The organism is Aeromonas genomosp. paramedia (assembly GCF_023093515.1).
In the GTDB taxonomy this organism is placed as follows: domain Bacteria; phylum Pseudomonadota; class Gammaproteobacteria; order Enterobacterales; family Aeromonadaceae; genus Aeromonas.
On record NZ_JAAROG010000007.1, the window covers coordinates 20958 to 38673 of the forward strand.

At 61.3% G+C, this 17716-nt stretch carries 15 protein-coding genes; 7 read left to right on the top strand and 8 right to left on the bottom strand.

Annotated features, from left to right (window positions below; translation table 11 throughout):
• The first annotated feature begins 133 nt into the window (after positions 1–133).
• Positions 134–322: a hypothetical protein gene (locus HB860_RS04685; RefSeq protein WP_247625878.1), complete on the top strand. Its 189-nt coding sequence runs from the start codon at positions 134–136 to the stop codon at positions 320–322.
• 277 nt (positions 323–599) lie between these two features.
• Positions 600–2921, top strand: coding sequence for an Ig-like domain-containing protein (locus HB860_RS04690; RefSeq protein WP_247625879.1), 2322 nt, complete (start codon positions 600–602; stop codon positions 2919–2921).
• A 115-nt stretch (positions 2922–3036) separates the two neighbouring features.
• Here the strand turns inward: HB860_RS04690 and HB860_RS04695 are convergent, their stop codons facing one another.
• The 3 genes from HB860_RS04695 to HB860_RS04705 all read right to left on the bottom strand — a co-directional run bounded on the left by HB860_RS04695 (position 3037) and on the right by HB860_RS04705 (position 6343).
• Positions 3037–3846, bottom strand: coding sequence for a hypothetical protein (locus HB860_RS04695; protein WP_247625880.1), 810 nt, complete (start codon positions 3844–3846; stop codon positions 3037–3039).
• Positions 3847–3950: 104 nt separating this feature from the next.
• Positions 3951–4238: a hypothetical protein gene (locus tag HB860_RS04700; RefSeq protein ID WP_202046776.1), complete on the bottom strand. Its 288-nt coding sequence runs from the start codon at positions 4236–4238 to the stop codon at positions 3951–3953.
• Positions 4239–4441: 203 nt separating this feature from the next.
• A complete protein-coding gene (locus HB860_RS04705) occupies positions 4442–6343 on the bottom strand; it encodes a PTS fructose transporter subunit EIIC (protein WP_247625881.1) in 1902 nt (633 codons plus the stop codon).
• Positions 6344–7014: 671 nt separating this feature from the next.
• On the opposite strand from HB860_RS04705, the gene HB860_RS04710 reads away from it, so the two are divergent.
• On the top strand, positions 7015–7164 hold the full coding sequence (locus tag HB860_RS04710; RefSeq protein WP_005328920.1) for a hypothetical protein: 150 nt from the start codon (positions 7015–7017) through the stop codon (positions 7162–7164).
• Positions 7165–7263: 99 nt separating this feature from the next.
• Here HB860_RS04710 and HB860_RS04715 read toward each other — a convergent pair whose 3' ends face one another.
• Together HB860_RS04715 and manA are read right to left on the bottom strand one after the other, a co-directional pair.
• Positions 7264–8352, bottom strand: coding sequence for an alpha/beta hydrolase (locus HB860_RS04715; protein WP_247625882.1), 1089 nt, complete (start codon positions 8350–8352; stop codon positions 7264–7266).
• Between the two features lie 161 nt (positions 8353–8513).
• Positions 8514–9713 carry a mannose-6-phosphate isomerase, class I gene (gene manA / locus HB860_RS04720; protein ID WP_247625883.1) on the bottom strand — a complete coding sequence of 400 codons (1200 nt, stop codon included), beginning with the start codon at positions 9711–9713 and terminating at the stop codon, positions 8514–8516.
• Positions 9714–9842: 129 nt separating this feature from the next.
• Between manA and HB860_RS04725 the strand changes: the two genes are divergently transcribed.
• Positions 9843–10718 (top strand): helix-turn-helix transcriptional regulator, encoded by an 876-nt coding sequence (locus HB860_RS04725; RefSeq protein ID WP_247625884.1) that lies wholly within the window; start codon positions 9843–9845, stop codon positions 10716–10718.
• A gap of 197 nt (positions 10719–10915) precedes the next feature.
• The gene (gene icd / locus HB860_RS04730) at positions 10916–12169 is read left to right on the top strand and encodes an NADP-dependent isocitrate dehydrogenase (protein ID WP_025327693.1); all 1254 of its coding nucleotides are present in this window, start codon (positions 10916–10918) and stop codon (positions 12167–12169) included.
• A 92-nt stretch (positions 12170–12261) separates the two neighbouring features.
• Here icd and HB860_RS04735 read toward each other — a convergent pair whose 3' ends face one another.
• The 3 genes from HB860_RS04735 to dsdX all read right to left on the bottom strand — a co-directional run bounded on the left by HB860_RS04735 (position 12262) and on the right by dsdX (position 15448).
• The gene (locus HB860_RS04735) at positions 12262–12438 is read right to left on the bottom strand and encodes a hypothetical protein (protein WP_080675191.1); all 177 of its coding nucleotides are present in this window, start codon (positions 12436–12438) and stop codon (positions 12262–12264) included.
• Between the two features lie 323 nt (positions 12439–12761).
• Positions 12762–14093 (bottom strand): D-serine ammonia-lyase, encoded by a 1332-nt coding sequence (locus tag HB860_RS04740; RefSeq protein ID WP_247625885.1) that lies wholly within the window; start codon positions 14091–14093, stop codon positions 12762–12764.
• A 17-nt stretch (positions 14094–14110) separates the two neighbouring features.
• Positions 14111–15448 (bottom strand): D-serine transporter DsdX, encoded by a 1338-nt coding sequence (gene dsdX / locus HB860_RS04745; RefSeq protein WP_247625886.1) that lies wholly within the window; start codon positions 15446–15448, stop codon positions 14111–14113.
• 230 nt (positions 15449–15678) lie between these two features.
• On the opposite strand from dsdX, the gene dsdC reads away from it, so the two are divergent.
• Together dsdC and HB860_RS04755 are read left to right on the top strand one after the other, a co-directional pair.
• The gene (dsdC, locus tag HB860_RS04750) at positions 15679–16623 is read left to right on the top strand and encodes a DNA-binding transcriptional regulator DsdC (RefSeq protein WP_139436306.1); all 945 of its coding nucleotides are present in this window, start codon (positions 15679–15681) and stop codon (positions 16621–16623) included.
• A gap of 392 nt (positions 16624–17015) precedes the next feature.
• Complete coding sequence (locus HB860_RS04755) at positions 17016–17423, top strand: H-NS family nucleoid-associated regulatory protein (protein WP_005332615.1); 408 nt, start codon at positions 17016–17018, stop codon at positions 17421–17423.
• Positions 17424–17716 lie beyond the last annotated feature (293 nt).

Below are 17716 nucleotides of genomic sequence, written 5' to 3' on the forward strand. Positions count from 1 at the left end.
GGTGAGCCAGCCGCTCGGCTTCGGGCGCCGGGCTCAATACTCGAAAAACGTCTCGCCGCCGCGCTTGCAGATATCGCAGGGATGGATTTCGCTCTGCGCCCGCTGTTCCCTTGGCTCCTGTCGGATTGTCACCATGAGCCCTCTCCTGCTGATGCTCAACCCGCCCGAGCTGCCCGATGAGGGGAGCGGCTTTGTCTGTCTGGAGCCCCAGAACCATGCCGCCAATGCCCACCACATGGCAGGTCACCCTGGCCTGCGCCTGCTCGGCAGAGGGGATCGCATGAGCCTTGGCATGACCCTCTGCCTGTGCCCGGCGTCATGACTCAGGGTTGGCAATGACAGGGGCCCGAAAGGGCCTCACTCGTTGGCACCCGGCGGGGTTCGGCGGCGGATAAAGGGCGGTTTGTCAGGGACTTGGGGGCGGGTTGCCAGGTTTCATCGCGGTTTTCTTAACCCAGGCTGTCTGCGCCGTGGCTTTCGGTGGACGGCAAAATGCCCCGTTGCTCTACTCCCCGTCTGGTTCAAACAGCCGCAGCGACAGGCGGCCCCGGCGCACGCCGAGCGCGCCGGCAAGGGAGTGATTTAGGGAGGAGTGGGTAATGGCAGTGGGCAAGTGGTTGGTAGCAGGATTGGCAGCGCTGGCGCTGCTGGGGTGTGGCAGTGACGACGAGGAGGGCTCAACGGGGGAGGGCCCCTCCCTCGCTTCGTTGCGGATGAGTCCGGAAGAGATCAGGGTTCCCGTCGGCGTCGAGCAGCAGTTCCAGGTGCAGGCGACCTGGGATGATGGCGCCGTGCAGGACGTGACCGGGCATCCCGACCTTGTCTGGAGCAGCAGCGACACCGCCGTGGTCAGGGTGGATGAGCAGGGCCTCGCCATGGGGATCGGCCCGGGCACGGCCACCCTGACCAGCGCGGGCACAGTCAACGGGGAGTCTCATAGCGCCACCGCCAGGGTGGAGGTGATCGATGCCTATGTGACAGAGTTGCAACTGACCCCGGTCACGGCCAGGGTGCCGGTGGGATTGAACCAGCCCTTCGTGGCCATCGCCACCTTCTCCGACGGCCAGTCGCGAGACGTGACCAATGCCGCAGGCCTGCAGTGGCGCAGCAGTGACGAGGGCAGCGCCCTGGTCAGCAACGACGCCGGCAGCAAGGGCCTTGCCACCGGGGTGGCGGTCGGAGAGCCGAACATTGAGGCCAGCGGCACCCTCAACGGCGCGTCCTTCCAGGCGTCGGCCCCGCTGGCGGTGACGGATGCCGTGGTCACCGGGCTGGATATCCATGCTCCCCAGGATCCGCTGCCCATGGGGTTGAGTGCGCAGCTGCATGCCTTCGCCACCCTGTCCGATGACAGCGATCCCATAGAGGTGACCGAGCATGACGCCTTGACCTGGCACAGCAGCGATCCTGCGGTGGCGAGCATCAGCGAGACCGGGCTGGTCACCGGGCTGACGCCGGGGAGTGCCACCATAGGGGTGAGCGGCATGATCAACGGGGTCTCCCTCGAGGCGACCGAGCCGCTCAGGGTGAGCTCGGCCGCCGTCATCGGACTCGAGGTGCAGTCCATGGGGGGCGCCATTGCGGCTGGCCTGCAAACACAGTTTGTCGCTGCGGCCAATCTCACCGATGGCACCTCGTTCGATGTCACCGACAACGACCTCATCCAGTGGCAAAGCAATCAACCCGCGATAGCGAGCGTCAGCAACCAGGCGGGGAGCAAGGGGCTGGTGACGGGCCAGACGGTGGGGACTGCCGCCATCATGGCGAGCGGCACCCTGGACGGCACCACCTTCACCGCCTCGGCCCCGGTGGCCGTCTCATCCGCCGTGGTGACCAATCTGGAGCTGACGCCGGCGGATGCCTCTGTCACCGTGGGGGGCAGGGTGCAATTTCAGGCCATGGCGACCCTCTCCGATGGCAGCAACCAGGAGGTGACGGACGACGACAGCATCCTCTGGTCTTCCGATGCGCCCGCCGTCGCGTCCATCAGCAATGCCTCTGGCAGCCGGGGGGAGGCGAGCGGCCTGAGCGAGGGGGTGGCACTCATCACCGCCAGCCTGGGGGGCGTCACCAGCACGTCGGCCCGGCTGACCGTGATGCCGACGGCCCCCGAGGCTCCCATCCTCATCGAGCCGCGGCAAAACCAGCTGGCTTCGCTGCAACTGAGCCCGGAGGCCTTTGCATTCTGGAATGCGACCTCCATCAACTCCCCCGAGGGGCAGGCGGCGCTGAAAGATCTGACCGGACAGGTCTACAACCAGTTCAGCGATGCCTTCGACTTCATCACTGTGGTGATGAACAACGACGATGTCCCAGCGGGCATGCCCACAGGTGAATATGCCCACGTCAGAAACGATGTGGCGGGCATAGGCCTTGGCATGTTTGATGAGACGGCGGCGTTTCACTCGGACGGCAAGCTGCAGGGGGTCTTCTTCCTCTACAAGAAGAAGTACCTGTCGACCTCGACCTATGGCCCCATCCTGCACGAGATGGCCCATCGCTGGGCGAACTGGGTGGTGCCACCCGCGACCGGGCACTGGGCTCCCTGGCTCGGCATCGTCGGCCAGCTGAACAACGTGAGTGCCAACTACGCCGACATCGAGCTCTACCTGATGGGGTTGATGGACGCCTCCGAGATGACGGATCCCGCCAGTCTCGATGCCTATGCCCTGATCCCGGTCGACCAGAAGCCCAGGGTGCCGAGTGCGACCACCTCGCAGAAGGCGTTTCGTACCCTGCTGCTGATCCTGTCGGATCGGCCGCTCACCGCCACCGAGATCCAGAACTACAACAACGGGGCCACCCTGCTGACCCGGACAGACAACCCGTCCCAGCAAGGCACCAACTTCCACAAGATGACCCGAGGCAGAGGCACCCTGACGGTGAACGCTCTGGATACCCTGGTCAAGCCGACCCCTTGATCCGGCTGCGTGACAGGCGAGCGCGCCCCATCCCGACCGGCAAGCCGGCCGATAGCGGCCGCCTACCACGACGTTATCCGGCGCCCCCTGGCGCCGGATTTCTTATGGGGATGGGTCAAGGGTGAGCGGACGCTTCAGGTGGCTTGGTGTCGTCCGTAAGGGGAGGTTCAGGCCGGTAGCGGGTCTGCTCAATCTGATCGTGTCGCAGCAGCAGGGTATCCCCCTCCTTGAGGCGATAGGCGCAGTAGGTGGCGTTGCAGGCGATGCGGATATGAGGTTCATCTCCCAGCAGAGGAGATTGGCTATGGGCCTCGCTTACTGGCCAGGTGCCTTGCTCGAGGCGGGTGATCTGGCTGCGGGCCAGCTCCTCCCCCATCGAGTTGATGTGTTCGGCTGTCATGATGACCAGCAAGGGGGGAAGGATGAAAATGGCGAATTTCAAGTAGGCGCTTTTTAGCCAAATCAAGCAGTCGAAGGTAAAGGGGGCGGGATACCGATGGGCAATCTTTACTCCTTTTAGCACGACGGGAAGCAATACGAAGAAGCGGAATAGCCACCAGGAGAGCGTCAGTCGCCACCTCGCCTTGAAAAACAGAACGCTCAGCATGATAAGCAATCCCACTACTGTCAAAACAAGGGGGAGCACGAACGGCAGAGATAGCTTGATCAGTAGATAAAACCCGAGATGAAGCGTGGTGTCGGCGGGTAGCGAGAACTCGGTGCTACCGAGCCCAAATTGGCCGACATAACCATGGTAGTAGCGCATTCCCACGAAATACACGGCGGAAGTCAGAAGCGGGATTGCCGCGCAAAGAATGCCGACGAAACGCAGCATTCCCCCTTTCGCTTCCTCTTTATTTTTTGCGGCTCGTAGCTCTTGCAGATGTGTCTTAAGCCAACGCCTGCGCAGGGTGTTCAGATCCATATCTGGTGTCATCAAATCCCTTCTAGCGACTTGGCTTGGCTGTGGTGATGGATAAACCATCAAGGGTGATTGTGTACCCTAATGGCATAGCAGTTGGCACCTTGTCAGAGGATGGCGCGGCTGCGAAACAGCACCTTGCCGCAGGCAAGGCAGGTGTGGCGCAGGCGGTAATCGCCGGCACCGGTAAGAGGAAGGAACAGCACCTTGTCGGAGCCGCAGCCATGGCAGCGGGCGTTTTCGGCATCCTCGATGGCGCACTCGGGGTGCCGCTCGAGGTACTCAGGCAGGGTCGGCAGCCTGTCCCAGTCGGGTTGGGTAACCGAGCGGTTCTTGAGGATGATGCCGGCGGTGACCAGACCCGCCAGGGTGAGCAGTGCGTCAGTCAGTTCCATGAGTATCAAGGCTTCCATTCCGGGGGCCGCAGGGCAGTAGGCCTGTGCGAGATGACGCTTATCCTATCGGGCGGTAGGCTGAGTGCGCCATCCCCACCTGGATAGCCGACACCGCAGGCGGGTTGGCTCCGAGCGCTTGACTGCGTGAAATAAGTGGAGGGGCCCTCGGCCCCTCCTGTTGCACATCAGATAAAGCGTCTTCGTCAGGCGACCTTGCTGCTGCCTGCCAGGGTGCGGGCCAGCAATCCATCTGGATTGTGGATAGCATCCTTCGTTTTGACATCGATTATTTCGATACTATTGAAGCGCTCCCGGTGCTTGATGGCCACGTCATGGGCCAGGATGACGCAGCGGGCGTTGGCCACGTCCTTGGGGGTGATGCGGTTGATGATGCCGTTGGCGCCCTGGGTCTCCACCTTGAGCTTGATGCCCGCCTTGGCGGCCGCCTTTTGCAGGCTCTTGGCGGCGAGGAAGGTGTGGGCCACGCCGGAGGGGCAGGCGGTGATGGCGAGCACCTCTGCCTCACCTTCAGCTTCGATGACCTCATAGCCGCCATCCGGGGTGGTGACCTCTTCCTCCTCGGTCACCGGTTTTTTCAGCAGGTTGACGACAAGGGCCGTGGTCAGGGCGCCGAGGAGGGTGCCGAGGATATAGCCCATCTTGCCCTCCACCACTGGCAGCACTATCCAGCCACCCCAGGGGGCGTGGTTGATGCTGTGCATCATGAAGCCGGTGATGTTGCCGACGATGCCGCCCGCGACTATGGCCGGGATGACGCGCACCGGGTCGGCGGCGGCAAAGGGAATGGCCCCCTCGCTGATGCCTATCATGCCCATGATGGCGGCTGCCTTGCCCGCTTCGCGCTCCTCCTTCTTGTAGCGGCGGGGGGAGAGCAGGGTCGCCAGCGCCATGCCGAGCGGCGGCACGCAGATGGCGATGCCGACCCCGCCCATCAGCCAGGGCTGGGTGTTGACCTGGGTCTGGGCGAACAGGGTCGCTACCTTGTTGACCGGGCCGCCCATGTCAAAGGCGGTCATGCCACCGAGGATGGCCCCCAGCATCACCTTGCCGGAGCCCGCCATGCTGGAGAGCCAGTGGTTCATCCCCTCCATCATGGCGGCGATGGGCGACCCTATCACCCACATGACGATGCCGCACACCAGGAAGGTGCCGATCAGCGGATAGATGAAGATGGAGCCGAGCGAACTCATGGAGTCCGGCAGCTTGATGCGTTTGAGCTGATTGACGATGAGGCCGGCGATAAAGCCCACCAGGATGGCGCCGAGAAAACCGGTGTGGAACTGCTGCACCGCGATCCAGGAGCCGATCATGCCGGGGGCCAGGCCTGGCTTGTCCGCCATGGAGTAGGCGATGTAGCCGCCCAGCACGGCGGTAAACAGGGTGAGCCCGGCGATGCCCATGTCGGCCATGTCCTTGAGCACGCCCGCCTCGGGCACGGCGCCCTTGCCGCTCATCATCACCGAGAGCGACAGCAAGACGCCCCCCGCGACGATGAAGGGGATCATGTGGGAGGTGCCGAACAGCAGGTGCTGCTTGAGGGTGTTGAGCTGGCCCTTGAGGCTGCGATCCCGGGGCTCGGGGGCGCTGGGTTGCGGCGCCCTGGTCTGGGCTGGCTGGTTGCCGGCCGCACTGGCGGGAGCCCGGGCTGCCAGCAGCTTGAGCACCTCGGCCTTGCTGGTGGCCGCTTGCACCTGCGGGATAAAGCCCGGCTCCAGCAGCTTGGTGGAGAGTTCGGCCAGCACCTCGATATGGTGGTTGGCGCCCCCCGCCGGGGAGGCAATCATGAAGAAGAGTCTGGAGGGCTGTCCATCTTCGGCGCCGTAGTCTATCCCCTGGCGGCTGATGCCGATGACGATGGCGGGCTGCAGCACCGCCTCGCTCTTGGCGTGGGGCAGGGCGACCCCCTGTTCAAACCCTGTGTTGTCGAGGTTTTCCCGCGCCCAGAGGTCGCGCACGAACTGATCCTGACTGGCTATCTTGCCGCAGGCCTTGAGCCGGGCGGCCAGCTCCACAAAGAGCCCCTGTTTGTCGTTGGCCGCTATGTCGAGGCAGATCAATCCTTCGTCTATCAAGGAGGTGAGCATAGGTGTCTCCTGGCTCCTTCTTGGAGCCGTTGCGATGGGTAACAATTGACCCGTCTATTGTTTCGCCCCTGCCCCCGGGTAGAAATCGGATATATGTGCCCTTTACTGGATTTTTGTGTCAGTGACCCCGTCCTGTGACCCCGCTCGCATTTTGATGCCGGCTTGCAGGCTCGCTTGCCTATTTTTTATTTTCTTTTAAAACAATCTGTTGAGTTTGTTTTTGATGCGGTTATCAGAAACGGGTGGCCATATGTCGCGCCCGAGTCAGGAGCGGGAGTTGGAGATTTGTGTGCTGTGGCCGCGCCCTGAAATGTGAGCCGCCCGGCAAAAGTGCGGCCCGGGGGCGGCTTCGCATGGGTGAGGCGGGCCCAGGCGTGGGTGTGAAAAAAATGTGCATAACCAGTATCCCCGGACAAGGGCGGCGACAAGGCTGGAGTGAATGTTTTCAATGCACTGATAATGAAAGAAAAACAGGTTTTTACCGCACCTGGACAGGAGCGTTTTATGTGGTTTCATAAGAAGCCTTTCACTATTTTTTAGATTGGTTTTTGCATAATAAATCGTTTATTTAGTTGGACAATCGGGGAAGACTTGGTGTCCAATCGGGTAGAGCAGGTTGGCCAACAGTGCCGTCAGCCAGTGTGTAACCCGAGATGTAAGGAGACATCCTGATGGAAAAACTTGACCAAGAAATCGACACCATGCGCCAGGAATTCGAGTCACAGGGGCAAAAACAGGCCCATGACAAATGGCAAGCCAGGGTTGATGAACTGCAGCGGGAACGCTCGGAAGCTCCCCAGCCGGAAGCGGCAGAACACTAGCCCCCGACGGCCATGCTGGCCATCGGTTGAGCAGATAATGAAAAACCACCGCCCTGACTCAGGGCGGTGGTTTTTTTCACGGGGCAGGGCGCCCCTGATTTACAGGCGATAGAGATTCAGGGCTGCGTCGAAGTGCGCCGCGCTCTCCCCCGTGCCGCCGTTGAGCACAGTGTGGAAGAAGGCCGCCACCTTCTTGTTGGCGATGGCATCCCCCTCGAAGTAGGCGTGGGAGTCCCCCACCTGGGGCTGGTCGGTGAAGTCGACGTAGATGGCCGTCCTGGAGTCCAGCTTCCTGGTGTAGTGGCCGAGGCGCGCCTTCTGCTGCTCCCCCATCTTCATCCGCGACGCCATGAGGGCGCTGTCCCGCTCATTGATGGTGATGTAGAGGCGGTTGCGACACTGGATCCGGTCTACCCACTGGGCGTGGTCTTCGTTGTTGGTGTCCGCGGCCACCATGACGACGTTGTCGAACAGCAGGTGGTTGGCGTTGTAGGTGGTGCTGCCGAGCAGGTGCTTGAACAGGTAGTTGCCCATGCTGTGCAGCATCAGGTTGATGGTGAAGGGGCAGCGCTTGTTTACCTCCTTCGAGAAGTAGCGATCCCAGGCCTCGCCGTTGCCGGCAAACTTCTTCTGGGCCTTGCCCTCCAGCTCGGTCACATACTGGGCATTGAACTCCTCGAGCAGCAACCTCATCTTCTCCAGCACCCGATCCAGGGCGCCGGCAGAGGCCAGGGCATCGCGCTTGTCGCTCTTGTAGCTCAATACTCCCTGGGCGCCCCCGCCATTGGCGGGCCAGCTGAAGCAGAGCACCTCGACCCCATACTGGGCCTCGAGACGGGCCGCTCGCTCCAGCACATCCTTCAGATCGTTGTTGAAGCCATGAACGAACAGCAGCAGGTGCTTGCCGGTCTTGAGCTTCTGTTTACCCGTCCCCGTGCCGGCGCAGCGCTCCAGCAGCCTGCGCGCCACATAGGCGCTGGCCGGGTAGCTGGCGGCAGGGTCCAGCCCCACGCTCTCGGCCATCTCGGGGGTGATCTGGTCCGGCAGCAAGTCCAGCTGCCATTTGTCTCCCTGGCGGCTGGCCTCGGCCAGTCGCAACTCATTCGGGCCTGCCTCCGGCCTGTCGCCGAAGACGCCAAGGGGGGTCTTGCTCCCCGCGTTCACCACACGGTTGGTGACGATAAACATGATGTTCTCCTTTTCTCGTGCTCTCTCCATGGTCAGTGACTTGTTCGAAGCCCTGACCGATGGAGAAGAGCCTAGCCGGGATCCATCGGTTCTTCCTTGGAACAGAAACGACAAGGGCCATCCGAAGATGGCCCTTGTGCATTAGGGGGGCGTGGCGCCCCTTAGCAGCGGTTGCCGGCGCGGGCGACCCGCCCCTCGGCCAGCAGCCGGTAGTGACCGGTGGCGGCGGGGACGAAGGCGGACTGCCCCTTCTCGAGGCGCAGTGACTGCTCACCCTGCTGGAGGGTCACTGGGCCATCGATGGCAAACAGTATCTCGGCGCTGGCGGTGGTGAGTGCATGCTCACCGGCCGGGTAGACGCTGAAGGTGAAGTCAGGTACCGGCACCTCGAAGTGCTGCACCGCCCCGTCAAGGTGGGGGGCCAGCAGGATCTGGTCGTCCGGCTTGGGCAGGCAGCGGGTGCAATCCAGCAGCTCGGCCACGTCTATGTATTTGGGGGTGAGCCCGGCGCGCAGCACGTTGTCGGAGTTCGCCATGATCTCAAGGCCGGTGCCGCGCACATAGGCGTGGGGGGTGCAGGCGTCCAGATACATGGCCTGACCCGGCTGCAGGGTCACCACGTTCAGCAAGAGCGGCGAGAAGAGCCCGACATCCCCCGGGTACTGGGCGGCGAGTGAGGTGATGAGCGCAAAGGTCTCTTCATCCTGATGCTGGGCGGCATAGGCCAGCAGGCCAGCCAGGGCCTCATCCTTGCGCGTCCCTTCCAGCACCAGCAACTGGTGGAAGAAGTGCTGCAAGCCCGCCTCATCCTGTGACTGGCGCAGCGCTTCGGTCAGCTCGGCCAGCGCCGGCAGCCCCATGCGGTCGAACAGCGCCAGTATGGCCGGGATGGCGCGAAAGCCGTTCATCGCCTGATAGGGGGTGAGGGCAAATACCAGCTCCGGCTTGTGGTTCGGGTCCTTGTAGTTGCGATTGGTTGCCTTGGGGTCGATGCCGGCGGCCTCTTCTTTGGCAAAGCCGGCTTCGGCCTGGGCCTTGCTCGGGTGCACCTGGATGGAGAGGGCCTTCTCGGCGCACAGCACCTTGAACAGGAAGGGCAGGCTGCCGAAACGGGCGACGGTGGCATCCCCCAGCACGGCGGCGGGGGCGCGCTCTATCAGGGTCGAGAGCCTCTGCACATTTCCCGCCAGCGTCACCTCGGAGCAGCCGTTGGGGTGGGCTCCCATCCAGAGTTCTGCCTGGGGTTTGCCAGCCGGATTGGGGATGCCAAACAGGGTGGTGAGGGCGTCATGGCTGCCCCAGTCGTAACCTTGAATCGGATTTTGCATTAACAAAAAAGAGGGCAGATCTCGACTGCTCATAAGGGACGCCTCATTTGGTGTGAACAACGTGGTTTGAAGAAAAGGGTGGAATTGACGGTCCGGCCCGGACTATAACATGGGCGGCCTTTGCCGCCGCAATCGCTTGCCTCTCTCTTGATCGGGATCATCATGTCACTCATCTTCAGCCAGCTGCTCGACGGCGCTCTCCACGACCAGGTTCCCTTCGAGCAGATCTGGTTTGCCCAGGATCAGGGGGTGCCGCCCGGCTTCAGCTACCAGGTCAACTTTCCCCGTCTCGAGCTGGTGTTCAGCGGCGAATACCTCAACCAGATCTGGGACAGGGAGTCGGGTTGCCAGGAGATAAGCGTGCTGCCGGGGCAGGCGCTCTACATCCCCCCCAACGGCTGGAACAAGCCGCTCTGGACCACGGACTGCTCTGTGCTGAGCCTGCTGTTTGGCAAGCGCCAGCTCGGTTTCAGCCTGGTGAGCAAGCGCCGGGAAGACCCGGATTTCTTCGATGTGCAAAAGCACAGCATCATGGCCCGGGCCGGCCATGTGAACGAACACATACTGGCGGCCCTCAACGTGCTGGTGGAAGACCCGGGCCGCACTCCCACCGACAACCACCTGTTGCAGGCGCTGCTCACCAGCGCCCGTCAATTGCTGGCGGAGTCCACCTTCGAGCGGCCGCGAGGGGCTGAGCTGTTTCACGGCATCTGCATCTATATCCAGGAGAACTTTCACCGTCCCATCAGCCGCGACTCCATCGCCCATCGCTTCAACGTCTCGGCGAGCCACCTCTCCCACCTGTTTCGCGAGCAGGGGCACATGCGCCTGGCGGACTACATCAGCTGGGTGCGCATCGATCGGGCCAAGTTCATGCTGAAGAAATACCGCTTCCGCCTCGAAGAGGTGGCCAGCCGCTGTGGTTACATGGATGTGAACTATTTCTGCCGGGTGTTCAAGCAAAAGACGGGGCTGACCCCCTCCCAGTACCGCGCCCTGAGCCAGCCCCAGGGGCAGAGCGAGAGTCTGGCGCCATGACGGCGGCGCTCGCCATGGCGGGGCTGCACTGGCTTGCGCCTCATGGGGCGCAAAGAGAAGTGGCGCATTGTGATCCAGTCCCCGACTATGGTCGGACATGCACGCCCGCCATTTGATTATGCAAATGGATGGGCTAAGATGGCCGCGCGCAACGATCAACGATCAGATTGATAACAAACGGAAGTTAGGAGATGCCGATGGAAAGCAAAGTAGTTATCCCGACCCAGGGTCAGAAAATCACAGTCGATGCCAGCGGCAAGCTGCAGGTTCCCCACAACCCCATCATTCCGTTTATCGAAGGGGATGGTATAGGTGTGGACGTGACCCCGGCCATGCTGAACGTGGTGAACGCTGCGGTCGAGAAAGCCTACAAGGGCGAGCGCAAGATCGCCTGGATGGAGATTTATACCGGCGAGAAATCGACTCATGTCTATGGCGAAGGTGCCTGGCTGCCGGCCGAAACCCTGGATTTCATTCGTGAATACTGCGTGGCCATCAAGGGCCCGCTGACCACCCCGGTCGGTGGCGGTATTCGCTCCCTCAACGTGGCCCTGCGTCAGGAGCTGGATCTCTACGTCTGCCTGCGCCCGGTCCGTTACTACGAAGGGACCCCGAGCCCGGTCAAGCACCCCGAGCTGACCGACATGGTGATCTTCCGCGAGAACGCCGAAGACATCTACGCCGGCATCGAGTGGAAGGCGGACAGCGACGAAGCCAAGAAGGTGATCGCCTTCCTGCAAAACGAGATGGGCGTGAAGAAGATCCGCTTCCCCGAGTCCTGCGGTATCGGCATCAAGCCCATGTCCAAGGCCGGTACCGAGCGTCTGGTCCGTGCCGCCATCGAGTACGCCATCGACAACGATCGCGACTCCGTGACCCTGGTGCACAAGGGCAACATCATGAAGTTCACCGAAGGTGCCTTCAAGGATTGGGGCTATGCCCTGGCCCAGAAAGAGTACGATGCCCAGCTCATCGACGGCGGCCCCTGGTGCTCCTTCAAGAACCCGAAGACCGGCAAGACCATCATCGTCAAGGACGTCATCGCCGATGCCTTCCTGCAACAGATCCTGCTGCGTCCGGCCGAGTATGACGTCATCGCCTGCATGAACTTGAACGGTGACTACATCTCCGACGCCCTGGCCGCTCAGGTCGGTGGCATCGGCATCGCCCCGGGCGCCAACATCGGCGACGGCGTGGCCCTGTTCGAAGCCACCCACGGCACTGCACCCAAGTATGCAGGTCAGGACAAGGTGAACCCGGGTTCCCTCATCCTCTCCGCCGAGATGATGCTGCGCCACCTGGGCTGGACCGAGGCGGCCGACCTCATCGTCAAGGGGATGGAAGCGGCCATCGCCAACAAGACAGTCACCTATGACTTCGAGCGACTGATGGAAGGCGCCACCCTGCGTTCCTGCTCCCAGTTCGCCCAGGACATGGTCGACCAGATGTAATTCGGTTCTCTTAATGCAAAAGATGCAAAACCGGCGCCATGAGCGCCGGTTTTTTTATGGGTGACAGGCCAGAAAGCCTGAAGGTGCCGCCGTCAGGTGGTCTTTTCCACGTGCTGCTGGTAGAGCTGTTGCCATTTGCTGGTTTCGGCCTCATCCCCCTGCGCCTGCCAGAACTCGCAGATGGAGTTGGCGAGTTCGGAAGCCATGGCGTGATCGCCATCGCGACGGCTCATCAGATATTGTCCAAGCCAGCTTTGATACTGTTTCATAGCCCGATCTCCTTATCTAAGGTGCCCCTGGTGTCGCTCGCTGGCACAGGCCGCCAGCATTGACTCAACCGGGTCACTTGTGGTGCTGCGCCGCCGCGGTTGTGCCCACCGGACTGGGTGGTGATCTTGCAGGATCAAGGCGACAACGGGGCGCAGATGTCAAAAAACGGCCTCTATCGTATCACAAAATAACCAACTTGGGGGGATTGACGGCAGGGGAGGGGCATGAAGGGTTGCCACGCTTTGGCAAAGAGCATGCCATCTTGCTGATCCCAGAAGAGAAAAACCCGCCAGGGTGGCGGGTCTTTCGGTTGAAAAAAAGATCAGAGGTGGGCGGCGGCGAGGTATTTTGCCATCTCCTCGGCGGACACCATGCCGCCGCCGGTGGCCCACACCAGGTGGGTGGCGCCTGCCATGGTCGCGGCATCGAAACCGCGCCCGATTTGCCACTCGAGGTTGGCCGCCACGCGCCAAGGCCCTGCCATGCCGGCCAGGGCGGACGGTTCGAGTTTGATCTGCTCGTCCCGCGCCAGCAGTCCCAGCAGGTCATACATCTCCTGATCGCTCAGGGTGTAGAAGCCATCGAGCAACCTCTCCATGGCGCGGCCGACGAAGCCGGAGGCGCGCCCCACCGCCAGACCGTCAGCGGCGGTGAGGTTGTCTATCCCCAGATCCTGCACCGCAATGGCATCGTGCAATCCGGTGTGGACCCCGAGCAGCATGCAGGGGGAGTGGGTGGGTTCTGCGAAGAAGCAGTGAACATGGTCCCCGAACGCGAGCTTGAGGCCAAAGGCCACGCCCCCGGGGCCGCCGCCGACGCCGCAAGGCAGATAGACGAACAGCGGATGTTCGGCATCCACCACTATGCCCATCTCGTCGAACTGCTTTTTCACCCGCTCGCCCGCGACCGAATAGCCGAGGAAGAGGGTGCGGGAGTTCTCGTCGTCGATGAAGAAGCAGTTGGGGTCGCGCTCGGCCTCCTTGCGCCCCTGCTCCACCGCCACCCCGTAATCCTCGGCATATTCCACCACGATCACCCCGTGTTCGCGCAACTTGCGCTTCTTCCACTCCCGCGCATCGGCAGACATGTGGACGGTGACGGTGAAGCCGAGCTTGGCGCTCATGATGCCGATGGACATGCCGAGGTTGCCGGTCGAGCCCACCGCAATGCTGTACTGGCCGAAGAACTGGCGGAACTCGTCGCTGAACAGCTTGCGATAGTCGTCCTCTTCGCAGAGCAGACCGGCCTTGATGGCCAGCCGTTCGGCGTGGGTCAGCACCTCGTAGATGCCGCCACGGGCCTTGATGGAGCCGGAGATGGGCAGGTGGCTGTCTTTTTTCAGCAGCAACTTGCCGGTCAGTTCGACGCCGTAACGCTGGTTCAGGGTGGCCTGCATCGCCGGGATGGCCGCTATCTCGGACTCCAGAATGCCGTTGCTGGCGCGGGTCTCCGGGAAGGCGTCGCACATGTAGGGAGCGAAGCGGGCGAGCCGGGCGGAGGCATCCGCCACATCGCTGCCATCCAGGCCCACATGGGGCAGACCGACCGCCAGGGTGGTGGCCTTGGGGTTGAACCAGGTGACGGGCTCGAGCGCGATCAGGGATTGCAGCAGCGGATATTGGCTTGTGAGCTGTTGGACGTCGATGTGTTTCATGGGAGGTCTCGGTCTTGTTACAGGATGAAGGAGAGCAGGAAAGTACCGGCCAGCGCCATCAGGGAGGCGACAAAGGTGGCACTGGTGTAGTACTTGAGCGTTTCGTTCAGGGTGGCACCGCAATACTGCTTGACCAGCCAGAACAGGGAGTCGGTCACCATGGTGCAGCCGATGGCGCCTGAGCCGATGGCGAGCGTCATGATCTCCGGGCTGATGTTCGGGTAGTGCACCATCATGGGGGAGACGATGGCGGTGGCCCCCATCATGGCGACGGTGGCGGAGCCCACGGCGGCGTGCAGCACTATGGCCACCAGCCAGGCGAGCAGTATGGGGTGCATGTCCAGCTGGGAGAGTATGGTCGCCAGGCTGTCCCCCAGTCCTCTCGCCTTGAGTACGCCGTTGAAGGCACCCCCTGCCCCTATGATGAGCAAGATGTTGGCGATGGAGGAGAAGCACTCTTCCGTCTTGTCCAGCAGCCCTTCCATCTTCATGCGCTGACGGATCCCCAGCACGTAGTAGGCGGTAAACGCGGCGATGAACATGGCGGTGATGGGGTTGCCGATAAACTCCAGCAGGGTATAGAGGTGGCTTGCGTGATCCATGTTGAGCTCGGCCACCGTCTTGACCAGCATCAGCACTATGGGCAGCAGCACGGTGAAGAGGGAGGCGCCGAGGGTCGGGAGGTTTGCCTCATCGCGGGCCTGTATGTCGGCAAAGGCGGCGGGCACCTCCTTGAACGGCACCCGCTTGCCCAGCAGTTTCAGGAACAGCGGGCCACCCACCAGGGAGGCGAAGAGCCCGACCGCGAGACCATAGACGATGACGGAACCGATGTCGGCACCCAGCTGATTGGTGACATAGAGCGCGGCCGGGTGGGGCGGCACTATGCAGTGCACGGCCATCAGGGCGGTGCAGAGCGGAATGGCCAGGGTCAGCAGCGAAGTGTTGGTCTTGCGGGCGATGGAGAAGGCGAGCGGAATGAGCAGCACCACCCCCACTTCGACAAAGAGGGTGATGCCGCACACCAGACCCACCAGCACCATGATGACCTGGGGCGAGAGCCAGCGGCATTTCTGCAGGGCGAGACCGATGCGCTCTGCCGCCCCCGATACCTCCATCATCTTGCCGAGTATGGTGCCAAGGCCGATGACGGCGGCGAGAAAGCCCAGGGTGCCGCCTATGCCCTCTTCCATGGCGTTGACCATCTTGACCGGGTTCATCCCCATCATGGTGCCGACATAGAAGCTCGCCAGCAGCAGGGCGAGGAAGGGATGCACCTTGCCCTTCACTATGGTGAAGACGATCAGGATGATGCTTGTCAGCAAGGTACCGACGACCCACATTTCAGAATTCATACTGCGCCTCGACAGGGATGATAAGAGATGAATGATGGGCCTATTGAACGGCAAGGGGGTCGGGCTGACAAATGATGAAAATGGCCTCTTGGATGAGCTGGGTTGATGCAAAGGTGCTACATTCATCACATTTAGCGGTATTTATGTGACTTGGGTTCGCTTGTCTCATCCTGAATCGGGTCATCCGGGATATCATGACGGCGATGTTGAGCCTGTGACGGGGAAGGCGGATGTATACCGAAGACAACTACGTATCGAGAAACAAGCTGCTGAGCGGCTATCAGCTCTCCAAGCTGCACACCTTCGAGGCGGCGGCCCGCCACAGCTCCTTCGCCCTGGCGGCGGATGAGCTGGCGCTCAGCCCGAGTGCGGTGAGCCACCGGATAGGTGCGCTGGAAGAGGAGCTCGGCTTCAAGCTGTTCCAGCGCTTTCACCGCAAGGTGGTATTGACGACTGAGGGGCAACGGGTCTTCTGGGCACTCAAGTCGTCGCTGGAGTTCATCAATCAGGAGATCCTGGAGATCAAGAATCAGGAGCTGTCCGGTTCCCTGACCGTCTACTCCCGCCCCTCCATCGCCCAGTGCTGGCTGGTGCCGCGGCTCGCGGATTTTTCCCGCCTGCATCCCCAGATCGATCTCAACATCATGACCGGCAACGAGAACGTCAATCTGCACGGCTATGGCATCGATCTGACGATCTATTTCGACGACAAGGTGCCGGAGCGGCTCGCCATCCACCCGCTGATGGATGAATACATGGTGCCGGTGTGCAGCCCCGAATATGCCGAGCGGCACCAACTGCTCAACAACCCGGACAACTTGAACCACTGCCGCCTGCTGCACGACCGGCAGGCCTGGGGATATGACTCCGACACCGACGAGTGGTGCAGCTGGGCTCGCCAGGCCGGGATCTCCCTCGATGGCTGCCAGTCGAGCATGGGCTTCGATCGCTCCGATCTCGCCATCATCGCCGCCATGAATCACGCCGGCGTGGCCATGGGCCGCAAGAACCTGGTGCGCCAGCGGCTGGAGCGCAACGAACTGGTGGAGCCCTTCCCGGGCAAGGCGGTTCGCTGCAATCAACGCTACTACATGGCGACGCTCCCCCATCGCCAGTGCCCCAAGATCCAGGCATTCATCGAATGGATAAGCGCCCAGGCAAAGGAAATTGATTGAACCAGGGGCAGGGATACAGAGTGCTGCCCGGTCTCGATCTCATTTCATTCGACCCTGGCATGAAGCGGACGATATTTGTACATTCCGTGCTGGCGGCTGTGGGCCGCGGTATAGCTTGTTATATATGAATGCAGGTGCTTGGATGACACCCCTTTTATCTCTGTGACAAATACCTGGTAAGTAGGACCGATTAACCCATGTTGAAGAAATAATGTCTGTTGAGTGGCGATCCGATAAGATCCCTGATGTGAATTAACCACTGTGAATAATGACCATGAGATTGTCAGGAATAGCGCTGGCGCTATAAAATCATTATGTTGTTATCGAGTGGACATGCTATTCTCAAAATGAGTTATCCCTGTGACATACAAAAATAATTCTGTGAGGAAGTAATGAACGAGTTTCTGAAGGTTCTGCTGAACATTCGCAGCTTGCGCGCTGCCATTCGTGAACTGCCGTTTGAGCAACTGCAAGAAGCGAAAGAAAAGTTTGATCTGGTATATAACGAGCGTGCCGAGTCCGTAGAGCAAGAGCGGGCCGAGCAGGAAGAGCGTCAGCGCAAGCTGAGCGAGTTTACCGAGATGCTGCAACAGGCCGGCATCGATCCGCGCGAGCTGATCGGCAGCGTGGCCGCTCCGGCCGCTGCTGGCGCGACCAAGAGCAAGCGTGCTCCGCGCCCTGCCAAATACAAGTATCAGGAAGATGGCCAGGAGAAGACCTGGACCGGCCAGGGCCGCATGCCCAAAGCCATTGCCGAGCAAGTTGCGCTGGGCAAGGATCTGAACGACTTCCTGATCTGATTGCCAGGATAGCGTCGTCAATAATGCCGCCCAAGAGGCGGCATTATTATTTTCAGGATCCTGTCTATCAATTGCCCATCGAAGAAGCCACCTAAATAGGGTCGCCCGTCCACAATAGCCATGACCATCATGGGCCAATAAAAAAGTACCCATTGGCGGTAAGCCAATCGCTGTCGCGTCTCGCCTGCGACACAATGAGGACTCATACAGCCCGTTTGTTATCTCTGATGACACAAGATGCCAAATAATGGTCCGTCGCAGTGGGATGAAATAGGTGGATTTGCGGGCATGCT

What these genes read in the sequence shown, in the direction of transcription:
- HB860_RS04735 (WP_080675191.1), bottom strand. Translation starts at nt 12,438, where the DNA reads ATGAAACAGTATCAAAGCTGGCTTGGACAATATCTGATGAGCCGTCGC.
- HB860_RS04700 (WP_202046776.1), bottom strand. Translation starts at nt 4,238, where the DNA reads ATGGAACTGACTGACGCACTGCTCACCCTGGCGGGTCTGGTCACCGCC.
- icd (WP_025327693.1), top strand. Translation starts at nt 10,916, where the DNA reads ATGGAAAGCAAAGTAGTTATCCCGACCCAGGGTCAGAAAATCACAGTC.
- HB860_RS04740 (WP_247625885.1), bottom strand. Translation starts at nt 14,093, where the DNA reads ATGAAACACATCGACGTCCAACAGCTCACAAGCCAATATCCGCTGCTG.
- dsdC (WP_139436306.1), top strand. Translation starts at nt 15,679, where the DNA reads ATGTATACCGAAGACAACTACGTATCGAGAAACAAGCTGCTGAGCGGC.
- HB860_RS04710 (WP_005328920.1), top strand. Translation starts at nt 7,015, where the DNA reads ATGGAAAAACTTGACCAAGAAATCGACACCATGCGCCAGGAATTCGAG.
- dsdX (WP_247625886.1), bottom strand. Translation starts at nt 15,448, where the DNA reads ATGAATTCTGAAATGTGGGTCGTCGGTACCTTGCTGACAAGCATCATC.
- HB860_RS04695 (WP_247625880.1), bottom strand. Translation starts at nt 3,846, where the DNA reads ATGGATCTGAACACCCTGCGCAGGCGTTGGCTTAAGACACATCTGCAA.
- HB860_RS04755 (WP_005332615.1), top strand. Translation starts at nt 17,016, where the DNA reads ATGAACGAGTTTCTGAAGGTTCTGCTGAACATTCGCAGCTTGCGCGCT.
- HB860_RS04705 (WP_247625881.1), bottom strand. Translation starts at nt 6,343, where the DNA reads ATGCTCACCTCCTTGATAGACGAAGGATTGATCTGCCTCGACATAGCG.
- HB860_RS04715 (WP_247625882.1), bottom strand. Translation starts at nt 8,352, where the DNA reads ATGTTTATCGTCACCAACCGTGTGGTGAACGCGGGGAGCAAGACCCCC.
- manA (WP_247625883.1), bottom strand. Translation starts at nt 9,713, where the DNA reads ATGAGCAGTCGAGATCTGCCCTCTTTTTTGTTAATGCAAAATCCGATT.
- HB860_RS04690 (WP_247625879.1), top strand. Translation starts at nt 600, where the DNA reads ATGGCAGTGGGCAAGTGGTTGGTAGCAGGATTGGCAGCGCTGGCGCTG.
- HB860_RS04685 (WP_247625878.1), top strand. Translation starts at nt 134, where the DNA reads ATGAGCCCTCTCCTGCTGATGCTCAACCCGCCCGAGCTGCCCGATGAG.
- HB860_RS04725 (WP_247625884.1), top strand. Translation starts at nt 9,843, where the DNA reads ATGTCACTCATCTTCAGCCAGCTGCTCGACGGCGCTCTCCACGACCAG.